General features: G+C 39.4%; 11 protein-coding genes. 10 read left to right on the top strand and 1 reads right to left on the bottom strand.

The genetic code is table 11. The features are described 5' to 3' along the window. Positions 1 to 5 precede the first annotated feature (5 nt). From K2F45_RS04630 to K2F45_RS04615, 4 genes are all read left to right on the top strand, one after another. On the top strand, positions 6 to 2,411 hold the full coding sequence (locus tag K2F45_RS04630; RefSeq protein ID WP_248933034.1) for an ABC transporter permease: 2,406 nt from the start codon (positions 6 to 8) through the stop codon (positions 2,409 to 2,411). Between the two features lie 97 nt (positions 2,412 to 2,508). Further along, positions 2,509 to 4,833, top strand: coding sequence for an ABC transporter permease (locus tag K2F45_RS04625; RefSeq protein WP_172840647.1), 2,325 nt, complete (start codon positions 2,509 to 2,511; stop codon positions 4,831 to 4,833). 246 nt (positions 4,834 to 5,079) lie between these two features. Further along, complete coding sequence (locus K2F45_RS04620) at positions 5,080 to 7,485, top strand: ABC transporter permease (protein ID WP_075991154.1); 2,406 nt, start codon at positions 5,080 to 5,082, stop codon at positions 7,483 to 7,485. A gap of 27 nt (positions 7,486 to 7,512) precedes the next feature. After that, on the top strand, positions 7,513 to 9,909 hold the full coding sequence (locus K2F45_RS04615) for an ABC transporter permease (RefSeq protein ID WP_248933033.1): 2,397 nt from the start codon (positions 7,513 to 7,515) through the stop codon (positions 9,907 to 9,909). Between the two features lie 143 nt (positions 9,910 to 10,052). Here K2F45_RS04615 and K2F45_RS04610 read toward each other — a convergent pair whose 3' ends face one another. Further along, positions 10,053 to 10,676, bottom strand: coding sequence for a hypothetical protein (locus K2F45_RS04610; protein WP_157625898.1), 624 nt, complete (start codon positions 10,674 to 10,676; stop codon positions 10,053 to 10,055). 196 nt (positions 10,677 to 10,872) lie between these two features. On the opposite strand from K2F45_RS04610, the gene K2F45_RS04605 reads away from it, so the two are divergent. From K2F45_RS04605 to K2F45_RS04580, 6 genes are all read left to right on the top strand, one after another. Next, entirely contained in the window at positions 10,873 to 11,097 is a 225-nt protein-coding gene (locus K2F45_RS04605) for a helix-turn-helix domain-containing protein (protein WP_070566237.1), read from the top strand. 204 nt (positions 11,098 to 11,301) lie between these two features. After that, on the top strand, positions 11,302 to 13,743 hold the full coding sequence (locus K2F45_RS04600) for an ABC transporter permease (protein WP_075991151.1): 2,442 nt from the start codon (positions 11,302 to 11,304) through the stop codon (positions 13,741 to 13,743). Between the two features lie 26 nt (positions 13,744 to 13,769). Beyond that, positions 13,770 to 16,217, top strand: a complete 2,448-nt coding sequence (locus K2F45_RS04595; protein WP_075991150.1) for an ABC transporter permease — start codon at positions 13,770 to 13,772, stop codon at positions 16,215 to 16,217. Between the two features lie 252 nt (positions 16,218 to 16,469). After that, a complete protein-coding gene (locus K2F45_RS04590) occupies positions 16,470 to 18,863 on the top strand; it encodes an ABC transporter permease (protein WP_075991149.1) in 2,394 nt (797 codons plus the stop codon). A 101-nt stretch (positions 18,864 to 18,964) separates the two neighbouring features. Continuing rightward, complete coding sequence (locus K2F45_RS04585) at positions 18,965 to 19,624, top strand: ABC transporter ATP-binding protein (RefSeq protein ID WP_046672265.1); 660 nt, start codon at positions 18,965 to 18,967, stop codon at positions 19,622 to 19,624. A 97-nt stretch (positions 19,625 to 19,721) separates the two neighbouring features. Then, a complete protein-coding gene (locus K2F45_RS04580; protein ID WP_312352434.1) occupies positions 19,722 to 20,573 on the top strand; it encodes a transglutaminase-like domain-containing protein in 852 nt (283 codons plus the stop codon). The last annotated feature ends 4 nt before the right edge of the window (positions 20,574 to 20,577 follow it).

Genomic DNA, 20,577 nt, shown 5'->3' with positions numbered 1-20,577 from the left:
TCAATATGATCAAGAATAATTTAAAAATAGCATGGAGAAATTTAACCCGCAATTTCTCCACTTCGTTTATCAACATCGTTGGGTTGGCCATGGGAATTGCAACCTGCCTGCTGATCAGCTTATATGTGACCGATGAATTTAGTTTTGATCGTTACAACGAGCATGCAGACCGTATTGTACGTGTTGTTTTCAGAGGAACAGTAAAGGGCGGAACGATCAATGAGGCACATGTGATGCCACCAGTAGCTTCGACTATGAAGTCAGAGCTGCCCGAAGTTGAAGAAACTGCACGACTACGAATCGGTGGATCCCCCCTATTTGTCGTCAATAATAAAGTATTTCACGAAGAAAAAATGGCTTTCGTGGATGCTTCTTTCTTCAAAATTTTCACGCTCCCTTTTATTAAAGGGAATTTGTCTACAGCTATTTCTTCCCCAAATTCTGCAGTGATTTCAGAATCCACCGCCTTAAAATACTTCGGCACAAACGATGTTGTCGGTCGAGACCTCATCATCAAAGACAGTCCAAATATCCTCAAAATCACTGGCGTAATCAAAGATGTCCCTCAAAACTCCCATTTTCATTTTGATGTATTTACCTCTTTGGATGCACTGGAAGATTCACGATCAGATTCGTGGATGACCTCCGAATATTATACTTATGCGCTGCTTTCGAAAAATGCATCACGTGAAAAGCTCGAAAAAAACTTAGCCACGCTATTCGACAAACATGTTGCCACACAATTTATGGCAGGTTTTGGCATGAGTTACCAAGAATACAAGAAAACGGGAAATAAGATTGGTCTTTACCTACAGCCGCTCACAGATATCCATCTATATTCGAATTTCAACTACGACCTCAGCGCTTCGGGGGATATACGTTACGCTTATATTTTTAGTGCTATTGCACTCTTTATGCTATTGATTGCTACAATTAATTTCATGAATTTATCTACAGCCAGTGGCTTTAGGCGGTGTAAAGAAGTAGGTGTACGAAAAGTATTGGGTGCTGACAAACAAAACCTGATGCGACAATTTATGCTGGAGGGCGTCCTCCTGACTTATATTTCCTTGGGAATAGCTTTGGGAATTGTTTTACTTGCCCTTCCTCTATTTAATCAGATTTCAGGAAAAGAGATTGAAATCCAAAAACTTGACGCTTTTAAAATTATCCCCTTCCTGCTGACTTTTGGTTTAGTCGTCGGTCTATTTTCCAGCAGCTATCCCGCGTTATATTTATCCTCATTTAATCCGCTCCGTGTATTAAAAGGAAAAATAAGTCGTTCGACTAAAGGCCTTAATTTGCGCAGTGGGCTTGTTGTATTTCAATTCATCATTTCCGTCGGACTTATCTTTGGAACCGTGGTGGTTGTTCAGCAGCTGGATTATATGCGTCATATTAAACTTGGATACAACAAGGATAATGTCCTTATTATACCGAGCTGGCCTTTGGGGAAAAACGAAAAGACATATTATAATTTATTGATGCAAGATAGCAGAATCAAGCATGTCTCTCATTCGTCCTATCTCCCTGCCGGAGAAAGTAACAACAACAATTTTTTCATCTATCCAGATGGCAATACTGATCAATGGGTCAAAACGATTCGTTACGATATAGATGAAGAATATATTCCGGTTATGGGGATGCAGCTTAAAGAAGGACGAAATTTCGCAAAAACATTTGGTAATGACAGCCTTTCTGTCATCATCAATGAAACCGCGGCAAAAGATCTAGGTTGGAACAATCATAGCCTTGGTAAAATATTGACCAATAAAGACAACAAAAGCTATCGTGTTATTGGTGTCGTTAAGGATTTCCATTTTCGCTCTTTACATGAGCAGATCTCCCCGCTTGTGATGGTTCTTAGCGATCAAGCCGGGAGTTTGATTCTCAAAACCCAAACAGCCGATATGGAGAAGCTCATTCAAAAATTAGCCTCTCTCTATCGATCCTTTCCAACAGACATTCCATTCAGCTATTCCTTTCTGGATGACCGATACGCACAGACCTACCAAGCAGAAGTGAAAACGGGTAAATTACTGAGCATCTTTGCGGGACTGACTATTTTTGTGGCCTGCCTTGGTTTATTCGGCTTGGCTATTTTCACCGCCAATCAACGCAGAAAAGAAATAGGGATCCGAAAAGTTGTTGGAGCTACAGTTCCCGACATCACGCGTATGCTTTCCTCGGAGTTCGTCAAACTCGTGCTAATAGCCATTATCATTTCTTCTCCCCTAGCTTGGTGGATGATGCACAAATGGTTAGAGAATTTTGCGTACCGTATTGAGATGCAATGGTGGATGTTTGTACTAGCAGGAGCACTAGCCGTTTTTATTGCTTTAATTACTGTAAGTTCACAAGCGATACGAGCGGCCCTAACAAAGCCTGTTGACAGTCTACGTGATGAATAAAAAACGTTTATAATTATCGATACAATAACCTCAAACAATGATTCAGCTATATTTTAAATCAGCTTTAAGACAATTATTTAAACACGGCTACTATACAATGCTGACGATTTTCGGGCTAGGGTTAGCCATGGCCTGTAGTTTGTTTATCTACATCTACAATAGTTTCCAATTGAGCTTTGATCAGTTTCACGTCGATAAAGATCGAACCTTTTTAGTCGTACAAGATTTAAAATTGGACAAGATAGAACACAGCAAAGGGGGCGCTTATGCCATGTATGACGCCATATCTCGTGAAATTCCTCAAGTAGAAAAAACAGCATTATATATCGATAATAAAAATCTTACGCTACGTATAGAGGATCAATTATATCAGACAGCAGGCAAAGCGTCATTTACTTCCTCCAGCTATTTCAACATATTAAATTTCCCTTGGATACAAGGCAAACCGGAGGAACTGGATCAACCCAATACGGTAGCCTTGACTAAAAGTATTTCAAAAATTTATTTTAAAGATGAAAACCCTATTGGAAAAATAATTTTAGTAGATGGCAAATTCCCCATAAAAGTCATCGGTATCATCGATGACAGCAAGAAAAATTCCGATTTTCGTTCGGATATCTATATATCGTTAAATTCACTGACAAATTTATGGCAGATTCCCAAAGATGATGGATTCTTTCTCAATTGGGGCTATACTAATTCAAGTAACAACATCATACTAAGACTAAAACATACATCCGATCAGGCTGCTGTGGAGAAAAGTATACAAAAGCTAATCACGAAATATTGGGACAAGGATGTACTTCAATACTTTCATTATAAGCTACTGCCACTACCCCATTTTCATTTTGACGCGGATTATGGCAAAGGGACCCAACGAACCTTATTGAACATCTTAGTTGTTATCGCCGTGGGCATTGGTGTTATGGCATTTATCAACTATAGTAATATCGTATTTGCCCAACAAATGAACCGGAGCGTAGAAATGGGGGTCAGAAAAATACTAGGGAGTTCCAAGCAGCAACTGTATTACCAGTTTCTGATCGAAACCTTGCTGTTGACAGCGTGCTCAGTCTTATTTGCGTTAGTACTATTGGGTCTTTCCATCTCCTGGGCCAATCAATACCTATTTGAAGATGAGCCCGTGCAAATTATCAACCTGTATTCATTTTTGGGTACAATTGGAATACTTTGGGCCGCTACCGCACTAGTCACCTCTGTTTACCCGCTGATCTTTGTAAATCGAATGAAAATCCAGCAAGCCTTAAAAAAGTTGACCATAGGCCCATGGAGCTTAACCAGAAAATCTTTTATTGTCGTACAGAATGTAATCGCCATGATTCTTCTGATTGCCACGTTCGTTATTGTCTTACAGGTAAACCATCTCAAGCAGACCGATATTGGCTTTAATCGTGAACAAGTGGTTCTCTTTCCCATGACGAATAACATGCTGAAATCAAAAGAGAAAATTGTACATTTCCTTCGTGATCGAACGGAAGTGCAATCATTTACTTTCTGCGACAATCCGCCATCACACGAAAAAGTATGGGGTGGAACTTTTCAATTTGATAACAGATCAGAATGGGAAAAATGGCCTGCTAAGTATGCAATCGGCGATTCAACCTATATCAGGACCTTTCATATCAAATTATTGGCCGGACGGAATTTTGATGACAATCCACAAAATCCAGAGTTTTTAGTCAATCGGCAGATGGCTACTACATTGGGATTTAAAAACCCCAATGATATCCTTGGTCGAAATTTGAATGCTGGCGGGCTCAATGAAGAGCACATCGGAAAAATTGTAGGTGTGGTTGCAGATTTTAGCACCAATTCGCTCAACGAGCCTATATCCCCTACCGTAATTGGCTACAATGAAAGCCGATTAAAGAACCTGGCCGTTAAGTTTAAGGGACATAAGCAAGATATATTATTGAAAACGCTAGCGCTACAATGGAAAAACTGGTATCCTGATGAAGTTTTCCAATATAAGTTTTACGATCAGCAAATTGCTAACCTTTATAAAAAAGAAGCGTTGGTTGAAAAACTTATCTGGATTGCGGCTATTGTATCGCTATGTATCAGCTCACTTGGTTTTTTAGGTTTGCTGTCCATCAATATCCTCAAACGCACAAAAGAAATTGGCATACGAAAAGTACTTGGCGCTTCCGTTTCAGGTATTGTCATTTTGCTATCTCAGGACTTTTTCAAGTGGATGGCTATTGCCTTCACCATTGCCACTCCTGTAGCATATTATCTCATGGAGCACTGGTTAACTAATTTCCCATTCCGAATAGAAATTAGCTGGTGGATCTTTTTCCTTGCTTTCTGCACTGGATTAATCTTGACGTTATTGGTCATTGCACTGCAATCCATCAAGGCTGCAATAGCAAATCCGGTCCATAGTTTACGGAACGAATGATTGACTGCTTCGGCATGGAAGAGGATCTCCAGCTACAGGCATCCGCCGAGCTGGAGATTGAATGCTGTACAATATTGAACGGCAAACTGTCCGATATCGAACAGCATTCAGCAGCACATCAGCAATAAAAAAACTAACTATCAACAACATACAGACTTGGCCAAACATTTGTATTTTTAGTTTTCTATGTCGAGGCCCCATTATACAAACAGCTTCATGAACGGAATAAATTCTTAGTATAAGACAATGAACTTTACAAACTTCAAAATTGCTTGGCGAAATATCGGAAAGAAAAAAGTGCAAAATCTGATCAATCTAATTGGATTGACCTGCGGTATTACTTTTCTACTACTTGTTGGCGCCTATGTATGGGATGTACACCAAGTGAATAGCAATATCAAAAATATTGATCGGCAATTTTTGTTGCAAAGCAAGTATAAGAAAGAAGGATTTGGTATTAACTTAACCACGTTAGGGGCGCTCCCCAAAGCCTTATATGAGGAGTATCCTAATCTCGTCTCTAATTATTATCGGATTGATGGATTGACAGGTATCGTAGCAAACGGAGCAACAATCCATGAAGAAGGGATGTCTCTCGGAGATCCTAGTCTATTGACGATGTTCGGATTCCATATTCTAGCGGGTAACGCCAATACTGCCCTGAATAATCCTTTCTCAGTTGTCATCAGTGACAAAGCAGCCATAAAATATTTCGGCCATGCGGATGTACTTGGAAAATCGCTACAAATAAAAAATTTCAAGGGTGAAAAACACGATTTTGAAATTACAGCAATCATCAAATCCGATGTCCAAAATGCCATTATGGATCTCACAAAGAATATGCATGCAGACATATTTTTACCGATCATCAACGAGCAATTCTTTGGCCGATCTATAGACAATTGGAATAATCCATATATTGCCGGCTATATTGAATTGAAGCCAGGTGTCAGCTCGGAACAAGTAGATGCTGCCATAGAGACGCTGGTAGGCAAAAATACAGATAAGGAATTTTCCAGCCAATATAGCCCTAGTTTAAAACCATTGAAAACCTATTATTTGGACGACAACCAGGGGGCTGTTCGCAAAATGATACAGACATTGATCTTGACGGCTATTTTTATCTTGACCATGGCCATTATAAATTTTATTAATTTTAGTATCGCTCAGCATATTACGCGATTAAAGGAAATGGGTGTTCGCAAGATGATGGGATCGTCTCGGGTGCAGCTTATTAGACAACTGATGACCGAATATATCCTGATCGTGGCCATAGCAACATTAATCAGTCTGCCAATCTATATCGTGACAAGCCCAATCTTCGAACATATCTTGATGCGCAAGCTCCCTACGTTAATGGAATTGCCGATTTATTTTTTTGGTCTACTGGGTATAATGACATTATTAATTGGTTTACTGGCGGGTCTATATCCAGCAATCAAGCTTTCCAATATAGCGGTACTTCCGGCAGTCAAAAATCAGTTTTCGACCTTGGGCGGCAAACAGCTGGTACGAAAAATTCTTTTGTTTTTTCAATTTGGGGTAGCCTTGCTGCTGCTGGCCTGCACACTAATTATTTCCAAACAGGTGGACCTATTTCTCCATAGCAATCTAGGTTACAACAAGGACTACTTATTAACCGTTCAAGTACCTAGAGATTGGTCCGAAAATGGTGTTCGCAAAATGGAGACTTTACAACATGAACTCAGCCAGCAACCAGAAGTAAAATCTGTAAGCTTATCTTATGAAACACCTGGATTACTGGGATTCAATATGCAATCTGCATTTGGTACGGTTGAAAACAAAGAAATCCAGGTACAACGGATTACAAGTGATAGTCACTTTTTGGGAACCTATGAGATACCGCTAATTGCGGGAACTTTTCTTCCTAAAAACTATGCTACTCATGCGGATAATAGACCAGTCGTCATCAACAGAAAGGCTATGGATGATTTTGGCTTTAAAAATGCCGAGCAGGCGATTGGTCAGCAAATAGCAATCAATGATCCTAGTTACAAAATGACTATTGTGGGCGTTGCTGAAAATTTTGTAGCCAACACACTTCATCAGGCATCCCCGCCTATTATCTGGATAGATGTACATGAGAGCCTTCAATACCGATACCTCAGTATTCGCTTACAAAAAGGCTCTCTTTCCAATGCAGTACAACAACTGGAAAAAAAGTGGAAAACGTTGCTACCTGATGCACCGTTCGAGTATAAGTTTATGGATGAACGTATCAAAAGTTTATATGAAACTGAGTTGCAGCTGCATCGCGCTTCCCAGATTGCTACGGTTGTTTCGCTACTGATCGTGGCATTGGGACTTACCGGATTAATATCGCTTTCCATCCATCTGCGCAATAAAGAAGTTGGCATTCGTAAAGTACTTGGGGCTTCACTAGCACATTTGATGTTACTCTTTTCAAAAGAGTACTACGGAATCTTCCTATTTGCTGCATTTACGACAGTTCCACTGAGCTATCTATTGATGCAATACTGGCTACAAAATTACATTATCCGAGTAGAAATCAATGCATTTACCTACTTGTTACCATTGGGCACGTTGATTGGTTTGCTGAGTTTATTGGTTGGTATTATTGTATTTCGATCAACTCGGTTTAATCCAGTTGAAAAATTAAGAGATGAATAATCTAAGAAACCAATCCACATAAACAGTATGATAAAGAATCACCTTAAAACCGCTTGGCGAACATTGATGCACAATCGGATCTATTCGCTATCAAATCTCATCGGCTTAACCATCGCGTTACTGGTATTTATGTTAATTAGTTCACTTGTCATTGATGAGCTTTCCTACGACAGACAATGGGGCAACTCCAATGAGCTTTACCGAATGAGGGTGGTACCCAAAGAAACACAGGAAGGTGTCAAAACCAATATTTCAGGAGCTCCTGAAGGTCTCTCAAAGGTCTTGAAAACTAATTTTCCTGAAATTTTAGGTTATACCACGATCAACAGTAGTTCACAGAAATTAACAATCGACGGTCTGTCAAAACAACTAGCTGAAATCAGTACCTTAGTAATTGACAGTGGTTTTTTCAATCTTTTTGATACAAAAATAATTGCAGGCAATCCAAAACAAATTATTGCAGGTGCAAAAAACATCACATTGACAGCCTCTGCTGTACAAAAATACTTCAGCGGAAAAGATGTACTCGGCAGCACATTCTACAATAAACCGCAAGAAGGGGAACCAGAGGCTTATTATGTCAATGCTATTATTGAGGATATTCCTCATAATTCATCCTTTCAGGCAGAAGCGCTCGTGCTGATGCCTAAGGTAAATGAATTCAATCCGACAGAGGCCGGCTCATTGCAAACACAAATTCTATTGCTCAAAAGCACAACTGATATTAACCACTTTTCGACCAAAATAAACAAATGGTACAATGGACAAAAACTGAATGACTGGGCGAAAAGTTTTAATCTTTTTATTGAACCCATCAAAGATATACACCTACAAAGTATTACAGGATGGGAGAATCCCATGCAAGATATTTATCTACTGGTGGGAATAGCGACACTTATTCTTATATTGGTCAGTATTAATTACATTAACCTAAGCTTTGCGCATGCCTTAAAACGCACACAACAGATAGGTATCCGTAAGGTATTGGGAGCAAGCCGAAAAAATCTAATCTTACAAATGGGCATAGAAAGTACAATACTCTTTGCCAGCTCTTTTCTGATCGCATTTTTCGGTTATATTCTTGTCAGTCCTGCATTTGAAAACTATTTAGAGCATCCACTGACAATGAGCTACCAGCATTCTTTATTCATGTTTGCTGGACTACTAACCACCTGGATAATTCTAGGCTGGCTGTGCAGTTTACCGACTGCGTTGTCTCTATCGAAAACACAGCCAACGCTTGAACTTCGGAAGCAACTTTCTTTCTTCAGACTTCCCTTAAATATGGCATTTACCAAAATACTGGTTGTCTTCCAATTTGCTATCTCCATCGTCGTAGCGATCTGCATGATGTCAATGCGGGCACAACTGCATTATTTGTATAGCAAAGATCTTAGCTACGAACCCAAAAATCTTTTAGCCATCAACTATACCTCTTGGGAAGGAAAGGATCAGGCTTTCAAACAGGAGCTATTAAAAAATTCATACATCGCATCGGTTAGCCTCACAAGCTGGACTCCCTTTAGCGGGAGTGCAGATTTTAAAATAGTAAAAGACCCTCACGACCCGAACAAAGAACTGCCTATTGTATTTGTTTATGCAGATTATGATTACATCAAAACAATGGGTATAAAACTCATTGACGGACGTCCTTTGAGTGCGGACTATGCACTGGACAGATCATTTACGGATTCGGTACACAATGGGCAACCAGTATTTACAAACATGCTCGTTTCCGAAGGAACAGCCCAACGGCTCCCTTTTAAACTCAATAAAAGTTTAGAGCTCCTAAAAAATACACCAGTGGGTATATTTAAAGAATTTAACGGAGCAAGTTTAAAGTTTCCGATCGGTCCCTTTGCAATTAAGGCAGAAACTGAATGGGAAGGTGGCTGTATGCTCATTCGAGTAGAGGAAGGCAAGAAAAAGGAAGCTTTAGCACTGGTAAACAAGACATGGAACAAATTTTTTCCAAACCGGATAGCGCAGATCAACTGGCAGGAAGATCAAGTACAGAATCAATATAACAAAGAAAAAAAACAATACCAGCAATTAGCACTTTTTACCGGTTCCAGTATGCTGATTGCCATCTTAGGGATCGTAGCTATTGCTATTTATACGCTAGAACGAAGAGTAAAAGAAATTGGTATCCGTAAAGTACTTGGGGCTTCCGTAAATACGATCACATATATGATTTCCAAATCCTTTATCTTACTCCTCCTAATAGCGATTCTAATAGCTTTCCCTATAGCATGGTGGTTTATGCATAAATGGCTAGAAAATTTCTTCTATCATATAGATGTACCGATCGTTCTATTTATTTTCACAGGGTTGTGTATTGGTTTGACAACTTTAGCGATTATCGCCACCCGCATATTCCAGACAGCCCGTATTAACCCTGTCAATAGTTTACGGGATGAATAAGAAAAAATAAGCCGTAGGTTATCTAAGCTAAAAAGTGTATTTATTATTAACCTATTGGGAATGGAAGTTTATAATTGGTGTACCTACGGCTTAGGATCTTTGAAGCAATTTTTAGCTGTTCGTGTTGGACAGCTAAAAATTGCTTATTTCTTTTCTGTCGAATCCGTGGGAGCAGCTAAAATATAACAGAATCCGTATTTAGATACTTTCCGAATAATTTTGCGTTCATCAGACCGATTAAGGAAATTATCTAGCACCTTAATCAGGTTTTTAGGATGTATATACCTTTCTAGTTTAGCACAGCATAAGTTGTGTATTTCATCAGGTCTCTTTTCCACATTAAAATATCCGATATCAATATTCTCATCCAAGAGAGTACTTATCTTTTTTACTTCTTCTATTGTCGAAATTTCATACGGGTCGAGATCATGTCGAATATCGATTAGCTTAAATTCGATTACTTTTTGATCTTGCTCTACATCAACTTTATACAGTTCATAAATAACGCGGTCACCCAATTTAGTTACATGCAATTCATATGTATACTTCTGTGACGACAAATCAATTCCGTAAGGCATCAATTCATTCATACTCTTTATTTCTAGTACAAGCTGCATGACAACCAAATCATGAACAAAAGTTCTTTTCCTTTTGAATGTCTCAACTTTATTTATAAAATCGAATGACTTTCCCATTAAAAAAGAAACTTCTTCGGGTGACAGGTGCCGCGAAATACGTTGTAGCAGCATACGATAATATATTTGCATGTCTAACTCTCCGCATCTCCTCCTATATACTTTTGTTTTTTGAAATTTCGCTGTTTTCATCATTGACATATTTAAATGATATAGATTTTCAATACAAAAGAATAGAAAATATTCCAAAAATAAAAACATTTGTATAAATAAAAATAACATTTTGTATATTTATCTATACAAAACAAGAGCATACTAAATCATAACTATGACAAAGCTAGGTGAATTTTTAGAGAAGAAATCCGTTAATAAATCGCGAATTGCGCGCAAAACAGGTTTAAGTAAGGCAAGAATTAATGAGTTAACGATGACCGAAACGGCTAAATTGCGTTTGGATGAAATGTACCTGATCGCATTGGCTATTGATACAGATCCAGCTAAAATGATGTTCGAACTATGTGATCATCTCCAGCTGAAAGAGATTGAAGAGTAAGCAATTCTCTATTTACCGTCAGCGCCTAGAACGTCTGTGCGATACTGAACGCCCAACTGTTCGATATCGTACAGACGAGCTTTTCAAATTTAAAACAACAAACTAGTTATCAACACATTAACAAAGTGGCAATGCAATTGATTTCAGCTTAAAAGTCTGTTTTGATTATAACTACCAGTCATTCAGACCTTAAAAATTTCTGCTATGATAGGAAATAATCTCAAAATAGCTTGGCGGAACATGGCGAAAAACAAGCTATATTCATTCATCAAGATTGGTGGCTTTGCCTTTAGTATTGCGATCTGTATTCTTATTGTTTTATATCTAAAACATGAGACGAGCTATAATAAGTTTTATCCGGCTATGGATAGAATTTACCGCTTGGTTGTTCAGTTACCCATAGAGAATAAAACCGAGCGCTGGGTTTCACTTTCTGCACCGGTAGCGCCAACCCTAAAAGCAGAAATACCCTCCATTGAGCAAACGGGGCGCATCCTACCTAATCCGTTATTCGGTGCGGGCAGCAACCAATTGTCATTAAATAACAGCCCGGATAGCCATTACGATGACGGATTTGTCTATGTCGACCAGTCCATTCTCGACATGTTTCCTATGCCAATGGTTTCGGGCCAGCTGTCCCATGCACTCGATAAGCCCAACACATTGGTTATTACCAGAAGCAAGGCCGAAAAATACTTTAAAAATGATCCAATTGGACAAACGATTTATCTCAACAACAATAAATCGAAGGCCTATACCATCACTGGGGTCATTGAAGATGTGCCCAACAATTCGACCCTTGCCGGTTATAGTTTTTTTATGTCGCTCGCTGGAGAACCTTTTTATCAAGGCGAACAGACTGCTTGGCTCAATAACAATTATACTGTTTATGTCAAATTAAAACCCAACGTAAATGTTGCACTGGCAGAAAAAGAAATTTCAAAGAATTACTTAGAGATACATTATCTCCCTGAATATCTAAAATCAGGACGGAAACTTAATCCGCTTTTCAAGCAGGCAAAAATAACTTTACAGAATGCACTCGACATGCATTTAAAATCTGTGGATATAAGCGACGATAAAGTTAGTACATTGAACAGAGGCGATATTCGCATGGTTTGGACCTTCGCAACAATAGCTTTATTTATTTTGTTCATTGCCTGTATTAACTTCATCAACTTATCGACAGCAAATGCAGCAACGAGAGCAAAAGAAATTGGTATCCGTAAGACTATTGGCTCCTCCAGGAAGCTGCTTGTTGGACAATTTCTTGTTGAAGCAATTTGTTATAGTGTATTGTCACTGATTATTGGGCTCTTTCTAAGCTGGCTACTACTACCCGTATTCAACCATCTAGCCAACAAATCCTTGACCATTCCTTGGATAGCAGCGTACTTCTTTCCTTCTCTTTTGGTGGCCATATTGGTGATCGGTGGTCTTGCCGGAATCTACCCAGCATTGTACCTATCCAAATTTAAACCAATTACCGCACTGAAAAACAATGTCATTGGCGCTAAATCTTCGCTGTTTAGGAATAGTTTGGTTGTCTTTCAATTCGCGACCTCAATTATCCTTATCGTTGGAGCATTGGTAACCAATAAACAGATAAACTACATATTGGACAAAGATCTGGGATTTGACAAGGAACAAGTCGTTGTGCTTCGCGGTATTGGAACATTATCGAAACAGCTTCCAAGTTTAAAAAATGAACTAAAGAGCCTCCCCAATGTTGCCTCAGTTTCCATGGGTGATTTTCTTCCAGTACCCATCGATGGAGCCAAACGAAATGGTAATCCGTTCTGGGTCGATGGCAGAAAAGATCTTGATATGGCTACACAGGGCCAATTTTGGGAAATCGATCAGGATTACCTGAGCACATTCGGTCTTCATTTAAATAAAGGACGAAATTTTGATCCCACCAGAGCCACCGATAGCAGTTCGGCTATTATCAATCAGAAATTGGCCGACGAACTTCACTTAAAGAATCCCATTGGTGCAAAAATCACCAATGGCAATACATGGACCGTCATTGGCGTAGTAGATGATTTTATTTTTGAGTCGCTAAAGGATAAGGGGTATGCAGGACTTTGTATGACATTACAAGGCAATCCTTCCCTCCTCTCTATTAAGGTAAAACCGCAACATCTCAAAGAGACGCTCGCTGATATCACAGGAGTATGGGACAAATTTGCCCCAAATCAACAAATTAACTACAGCTTCTTGGACGAAGGTTTTGAGGCTCTTTATCAAGACGTGGAACGGACCAAGAATATATTCACTTGTTTCGCTCTTGTTGCCATTTTTGTTGCTGCACTCGGGCTTTTCGGTCTCGCAACTTATGTGACACAGCAACGGACCAAAGAAATTGGCGTACGTAAGGTCCTTGGAGCCAATGCGATTAGATTACTCCGATTATTGTCTGGAGATTTTATAAAATTGGTGTTTGTAGCCTTGGTCATTGCTACACCAGTTGCGTGGTGGGCAATGAACCAATGGCTTACAGATTTTAACTATCGGATCGAAATAAATTGGCTCTACTTCATTCTTGCAGGAATGAGTGCCATTTTAATTGCTTTAGGCACAATCAGCTATCAGACTTGGAAAGCCATTCGCGCCAATCCTGTGGATAGCCTGCGCGATGAATAAATACAAAACCGTAAAAGACTTTTATTATGATAGTAAATAATTTAAAGATCGCTTGGCGAAATATGGTCAACAACAAACTGTACTCGATCATCAAGATCGGCGGATTCGCTTTTAGCATTGCGATTTGCATTCTTATTATGCTGTACATTCGACATGAAACCAGTTATGATAAAATGTATCCCAACATGAACCGTGTTTTCCGTCTTATCGTTTCAGCACCCGATGGTGATAAAGTGAGGCAAACCTTTGCCTTTCCTGCCCCAGCAGCTAAAACCTTGCAAGAGGAAATCCCAAGTGTTGAATTAGCCGGTCGCGTTTTACCCAATACCTTATTTGGTGCCGGAAGCAATCTGTTTACTGTAAATGGCCGTGCGGAGAACTACCTTGATAAAGGTTTTGTATATGTTGATCAGTCCATTTTGGAAATATTTCCGCTTCCGGTCGTACAAGGACAGTTATCACATGCGCTGGACAAACCCAATGCGATAGTCATTACCAAAAGTAGGGCTCAGAAATATTTCAAAGGAAATGCCGTAGGACAAACGATCTATCTGAACAATAATAAAAATGTCTTATACAACATAACGGCTGTGATCGATGATGTCCCGAGCAATTCCAGTCTCTATGGCTATGATTATTTTATTTCCCTTGCAGGCGAACCTTTTTACCCGGGTGAGCAAAACAATTGGGGCGCGACGAATTACATTACCTATGTAAAACTGAAGGAGAATGCAGATATTGCCAATGCACAGCGCAGCATTTCAAAAAACTATATTCAGGACCATTATATTTTGCTCAACAAAAAAAATGGAATGAAAATATCGCCCGAAATGATGCAATCAACCGTATTGCTTCAAAACGCCCTTGATATGCACCTGCACTCGAAGAATATTTCGGAATATGGAATGGCAACACAATATCAAGGCGACATTAAGATGGTCTGGGTATTTGCGGGAATTGCATTTTTTATATTATTGATTGCCTGTATTAACTTCATCAACTTATCAACGGCGAATGCAGCAACGCGAGCCAAAGAAATCGGAATTCGAAAAACCATTGGATCAAATCGACGGACACTGATTTTCCAATTTATGACCGAAGCGATATGTTACAGTCTTATTTCACTCCTTATAGGGTTATTATTAGCCTTCCTGTTATTACCTGTATTTAACAATCTAGCCAACAAAGCGCTGTTTATACCGTGGACAGTGTGGTACTTTGTGCCTTCGCTGATCTTGAGCATGTTGTTCATCGGCATTCTGGCCGGTTTATACCCAGCGCTCTATTTATCAGGTTTTCAACCTATCAACGCATTAAAAAGCAAATCGGTCACCAATCCTAAATCTTCGTTGTTACGCAATGGACTGGTTATTTTCCAGTTTGCAACATCTATTATATTGATGATCAGTGCACTTATTGCGAATCAGCAAATCAGTTTTATGCTCAATAAAGACATTGGCTTCGATAAGGATCAGGTAATCGTACTCCGCGGTATAACGGGTATTGCCTCCCAGGCAAAAGAATTAAAAAATGAATTGAAAGCCATTCCAACAGTAAGTGATGTCTCCATCGGCGACTACTTACCGGTCCAATTGGATGGTGCAAAAAGAAATGGGAATCTTTTTTGGGCCAAAGGAAAAGAAGATCTTGAATTGGGAGAAGGCGGGCAATTCTGGAATATCGACGAAAGCTACCTCACTACATTTGGACTAAAACTTATAGCCGGCCGAAACTTTGATCCACATATCGCATCGGATAGTTCTGGTGCTATTGTTAACAAAAGAATGCTTGCTGATCTAGGCATCAAAGGAAATCCAATTGGCGTACAAATTACCAATGGCATGACCTGGACCATTATCGGCGTCGTCGACGATTTTATCTTTGAATCGATGAAAGATGAGGGCTACTATCCCGTTTGTATGACTCTCGCCAACAGCCCCTCCATGCTTTCCATCAAGACTAAATCTACAGAAATGTCCAAAACATTGGCCGACATTAATACCGTTTGGAACAAGTTTTCACCAAATCAAAAAATCGATTACAATTTTCTCGATGCCGGCTTCGCAGATCTATATCAAGATGTCCAACGGACAAAAAATATCTTCAGTTGCTTTGCTTTTGTAGCCATTTTTGTTGCCGCTCTGGGACTTTTCGGACTGGCAACCTACGTGACCCAGCAACGAACCAAGGAAATCGGTGTCCGCAAGGTTCTCGGCGCAAGTTCCATCCGATTACTCAAATTACTCTCCGGAGATTTTATAAAATTGGTGTTTGTAGCTTTGATCATTGCTACACCTGTTGCGTGGTGGGCAATGAATCAATGGTTGAGAGATTTCAACTATCGAATAGAAATCAATTGGTTCTACTTTATTCTAGCGGGTCTCAGTGCAATCCTGGTTGCTTTCGGAACCATTACTTATCAAACATGGAAAGTCGTCCGTGCCAATCCAGTCGAAAGTTTAAGGGATGAATAAAGTCAGAAAATCTTAAAATTTGGTGTTTGTTGCCTTGGTAATTGCCTTTCCTATTGCGTTGTGGGCAATGAACCAAGGGCTTAGGAGATGGATGTTCGATTCTGGACGTAAACTGTTCGAAATCGGACATCCGAAAACAAAAAAAACAACATAAAACACTTATAACAAAACAATTACAACAATGGCAAGGGGATTGTAATTTTAATTGAGTGAATTGGTTCGCATTAGTTTAAACATAATATCCTCCAAAAAATGGCAAAAAATGATTTCAAACTAGCTTGGCGCAAACTTTTAAAAAATAAAGGTTTTACTTTCTTAAATATTGTTGGTCTGACCCTGGGTTTTACGGGTTTTATCCTTTCCTATCAATATATTAATCGCGAAACGAGTTACGATAAATGGAACCCACATTTTAAGGATATCTACCAAATTGGCCTTGAATCGGAAGGTGCATTTACGGACGAAACTTCACCTTCACTGGCTCCATTGCTAAAACAGAGTTTACCTGATATTGTATATGCAGGAAGAAAAATAGTCTATAACTACGGTAGTTACCCCCTTTTTGGTGAAAAAACAGTCCTTATCAAAAACGCGGCATTAATTGATTCTTCTGCTGCGCAAATTTTTCAGGTAAAAAATGCGACTGGACCGCTCTATAAAAACAAAGACCAAAAGGAAGCGACCTTGGTCAAAAGTCCTATTGCCGAACAACTGTTTAAAAAAGAAGATCTAAATTTTGACAGTCCCCATTCGGTTCCAACTCAAAGCCTTGCTCTAGGTATGCAGGAGACGATTTATGGTACGATCAAAAAACAGAGTCTGTCCATCATTGATTACGATCTCCTTTTTATCCGCGAACCGCAGGATCTCTTCGCCGATAATAATCCTTTTTTGTATCAAACTTATATTCAGGTTCGTCCCGGTACGGATATCCCAAAGTTGACTAATCGCATCAATGCGCTTTACCAGAAAGAAATTGCACCAAAAGATAAAATACGTTCTTCTAGTTATGCCAAGGGAAAAATCTATTTGGATCCATTAGCCAATCTTCATCTAAGGCCAAAAACAGGTACTGACACAGCTTATATCATTACGTGGATTATTGGTATTCTCTCCGTTTTGATCCTCTTACTTGCCGCTGCCAATTTTGCCAATTTGATTATGGCACAGGCGGATCAACGCATTAAGGAACTCGCGCTTAAAAAAATATTAGGCAGCTCACGCTGGGCTATCGTCAGGCAATTGGTACTGGAAGTATTTATCCTGACTTTCAGTGCTGCAATCTTAAGTTTCGTCACTTTGGCTCTCACAGGAAATATTCTACAAAAATGGTTCAACGATGATCTTAAGGGGTATATTTTGAGCTCGGAGACAATCGCCCAACTTGCTATTGCCGTACTATTGACAACAATTCTATCGGCAATATACCCAGCTATCGTACTCTCTGGCTTCAAATCCGTTAATCTCCTTAAAGGCGGACTAACATCAGTACTCAAAAAAGGAACTTTCCGCAATGCCTTATTAACCTTTCAAATCAGCATGGCGATTTTGTTTATCTCGGGTATGTTAATCATCCGGGGCCAACTTCAGTACATGCAGCAGGCAGATAAAGGGTTTGAGCCAGCGCAGGTTATCAATTTCAAGGGAGTAGGTATGTATTACAATAAAAACAACTACGAACAATTAAAGAGGCGATTAGAAAATGATCCGAGTATTGCATCTACCGCATCGGCGACCAATATTCCGGGAGAAGGTGAGCAGCCTCCCAAAATGGATTTTTCCTATGCCCAAAAAAACATTTCATTTGCACATGTCGGCATTGATCCTGGATACTTCAAGACGTTAAACATCTCCAGTACACAGGGGAATACCAATATTTCATTGGACCAATTGCTTCGCGATTCCTTAGCCCATTATGCTATTATAAACGAATCTGCAGCCAAAAATTTAGGACTTTCAAACCCTATGGGTGCAAAAATTAAGGGCTGTGATGTAGACTTTGAAATTGTCGGTTTAGTCAAAGACAGTAAAGCTTATGGCTTTGAGAATGTAGTTCAACCGACCATCTATTCATTTAAAAATGAATGTGGCACTATGCGTTTTCAGACGACACTTATGGTCAAAACAAAACAAGGCATGGTCGATCAGGCAATTCAAACAGTCAAAGCAGAGTGGGCGAAAAACCCAACCGCAAAAGACCTCCCCCTTGATTATTCCTTTATGGATGAGCAATATGCTTTACAGCACAAAAAACAGCAAGAATTGCAGACGGCTTTTAATAGTTTCACTAGCCTCTCTGTGATCATCGCGGCCTTAGGGCTGTTCAGTATGGCGGCATATCAGGCGGCATTACGAAAAAAGGAAATGAGCATCAGAAAAGTACTGGGAGCATCGGTACAATTGCTCTTTGTTCAATTGAACAAACCATTTTTCAAACTCTTTTTGATCGGTATTGGCATAGCCCTTCCACTAGCCTATATGCTCATGAATAAATGGCTTTCTAATTTCGCCTATCACATTCAGCTTTCCTGGTGGTCGTTTTTGATTCCAATATTTTGCATATTTATCCTCATATTGGTTTCCATCAGTTTCCAATCTCTCAAAGTCGCAAAAACCAATCCAATAGATAGTCTGCGCGATGAATAAAAGATAATATGAGCAGTGATGGCCTTAACCCAGAGTCGAACAATAATTATGGTTACCGGTAAAAATATAAATACGAATATCTAAGATCTCAATACTAAAAAATGATACAATTAAAAAATTTATTCAAGTGGTATAATGTAGGTGGTACACGCTCATTCGTCCTTAAAGATGTAAGTCTCGATATCGCTGAAGGTGATTTTATCTCCATCATGGGACCTTCAGGGTCCGGAAAATCGACTTTATTAAATATTATCGGTATGCTCGACGAGCCTGATGAAGGTGAATATATCTTTATGGGCGAGAATGTGTTGGAAATGAAAGCGAAAAAAAGAACGCAACTATACCAATCCCACATCGGCTATGTATTTCAAGCTTACCATCTCCTGGATGAATTGACTGTATATGAAAATATTGAAACACCTTTGATCTATAAGGACATTTCGAGCAAAGAAAGAAAAGCTATTGTTGCCGATATGCTCGATCGCTTTGGTATTGTTGGTAAGAAGGATCTCTTCCCAGCCCAACTATCCGGTGGCCAACAACAGATTGTAGGTATAGCGCGTGCATTAGCGGGATCGCCCAAGTTATTGTTAGCCGATGAGCCTACGGGTAATTTAAATTCCAAACAAGGCGAAGAAATCATGGATCTATTCAAACAGCTCAACGATGATGGTGTTACGATCATACAAGTAACCCATTCTGAAAAGAATGCCGAATACGGTAAAAGAGTTGTCAATATGCTGGATGGTCAGCTCAAATAATTGTATGCCAATTTAACCTGGATAATCCCTACGCAGTACATCAATTACGGTAGGGATTTTTTTAGCTCATATTTCGAATCAATTCTTTAACTTCGTTATGATGAATGAGAGAGAGTTGAAATCGCTAATATCCCTGTTGGACGACACCGACCAACAGATTATTCAGGAAGTGGAACACCAGTTAAAAAGCCAAGGTCCTGAGATTGTACCCTATTTGGAAAAATTTTGGGAATCAAGCTTCGATCCCAGAATACAGGGACGTTTAGAGAATATCATTCATGAAATTCAATTTGATCAGACCAAAAACGAGTTACAGATCTGGAACCTGAGTAACTCATTCAATCTACTGGAAGGATTAATTATCCTCAATAATTATCAATATCCTTCTTATGAAGACCACAAGATTATTTTGGCGATAGAAGATCTCAAAACTGAGGTATGGCGCGGTTTGCATTACGACATGAGCCCACTGGAAAAAGTGAACCTAATGAATCATGTTCTTTTTGGCTCTTTCGGCCTAACAGGAAATACAAAGGACTATCATCACCCACAGAATTCCTATATTGGTCAAGTACTCGATACCAAACAGGGGAATCCCTTAACCCTATCCTGCATTTATAGTATCATTGCACAAAAATTGGACATTCCAATCTACGGTATCAATTTACCAAAGCATTTTGTATTGGCGTATATGGATTCGGATGAAGAAGGGAATGAAAATGTGCTGTTTTACATCAATGCCTTTAATCGTGGTCAGGTTATGCAAAAAAGCGATGTAAATTCATTTTTGAAGCAACTGAACCTCAATCCAGATAGAGAATTTACCTATCCTTGCGACAATGTGACTATCATTAAACGAGCTTTGCGAAACCTAATGTCTGCCTACGAGGAACATGAAAGTTCAAACAAGCAACAGGAAATCAAAGAGCTTTTCCAGTTGCTTGCTTAAACTG

This window comes from Sphingobacterium siyangense (genome assembly GCF_023277505.1).
Lineage (GTDB): Bacteria > Bacteroidota > Bacteroidia > Sphingobacteriales > Sphingobacteriaceae > Sphingobacterium > Sphingobacterium siyangense.
Note: the sequence above shows the minus strand (reverse complement) of the source record. Positions and strands in the feature narration are given on the sequence as shown.

Bases quoted from the DNA above. Each gene is read 5' to 3' on its own strand.
- K2F45_RS04630 (WP_248933034.1), top strand. From the start codon at position 6: ATGATCAAGAATAATTTAAAAATAGCATGGAGAAATTTAACCCGCAAT.
- K2F45_RS04625 (WP_172840647.1), top strand. From the start codon at position 2,509: ATGCTGACGATTTTCGGGCTAGGGTTAGCCATGGCCTGTAGTTTGTTT.
- K2F45_RS04620 (WP_075991154.1), top strand. From the start codon at position 5,080: ATGAACTTTACAAACTTCAAAATTGCTTGGCGAAATATCGGAAAGAAA.
- K2F45_RS04615 (WP_248933033.1), top strand. From the start codon at position 7,513: ATGATAAAGAATCACCTTAAAACCGCTTGGCGAACATTGATGCACAAT.
- K2F45_RS04610 (WP_157625898.1), bottom strand. From the start codon at position 10,676: ATGCAAATATATTATCGTATGCTGCTACAACGTATTTCGCGGCACCTG.
- K2F45_RS04605 (WP_070566237.1), top strand. From the start codon at position 10,873: ATGACAAAGCTAGGTGAATTTTTAGAGAAGAAATCCGTTAATAAATCG.
- K2F45_RS04600 (WP_075991151.1), top strand. From the start codon at position 11,302: ATGATAGGAAATAATCTCAAAATAGCTTGGCGGAACATGGCGAAAAAC.
- K2F45_RS04595 (WP_075991150.1), top strand. From the start codon at position 13,770: ATGATAGTAAATAATTTAAAGATCGCTTGGCGAAATATGGTCAACAAC.
- K2F45_RS04590 (WP_075991149.1), top strand. From the start codon at position 16,470: ATGGCAAAAAATGATTTCAAACTAGCTTGGCGCAAACTTTTAAAAAAT.
- K2F45_RS04585 (WP_046672265.1), top strand. From the start codon at position 18,965: ATGATACAATTAAAAAATTTATTCAAGTGGTATAATGTAGGTGGTACA.
- K2F45_RS04580 (WP_312352434.1), top strand. From the start codon at position 19,722: ATGATGAATGAGAGAGAGTTGAAATCGCTAATATCCCTGTTGGACGAC.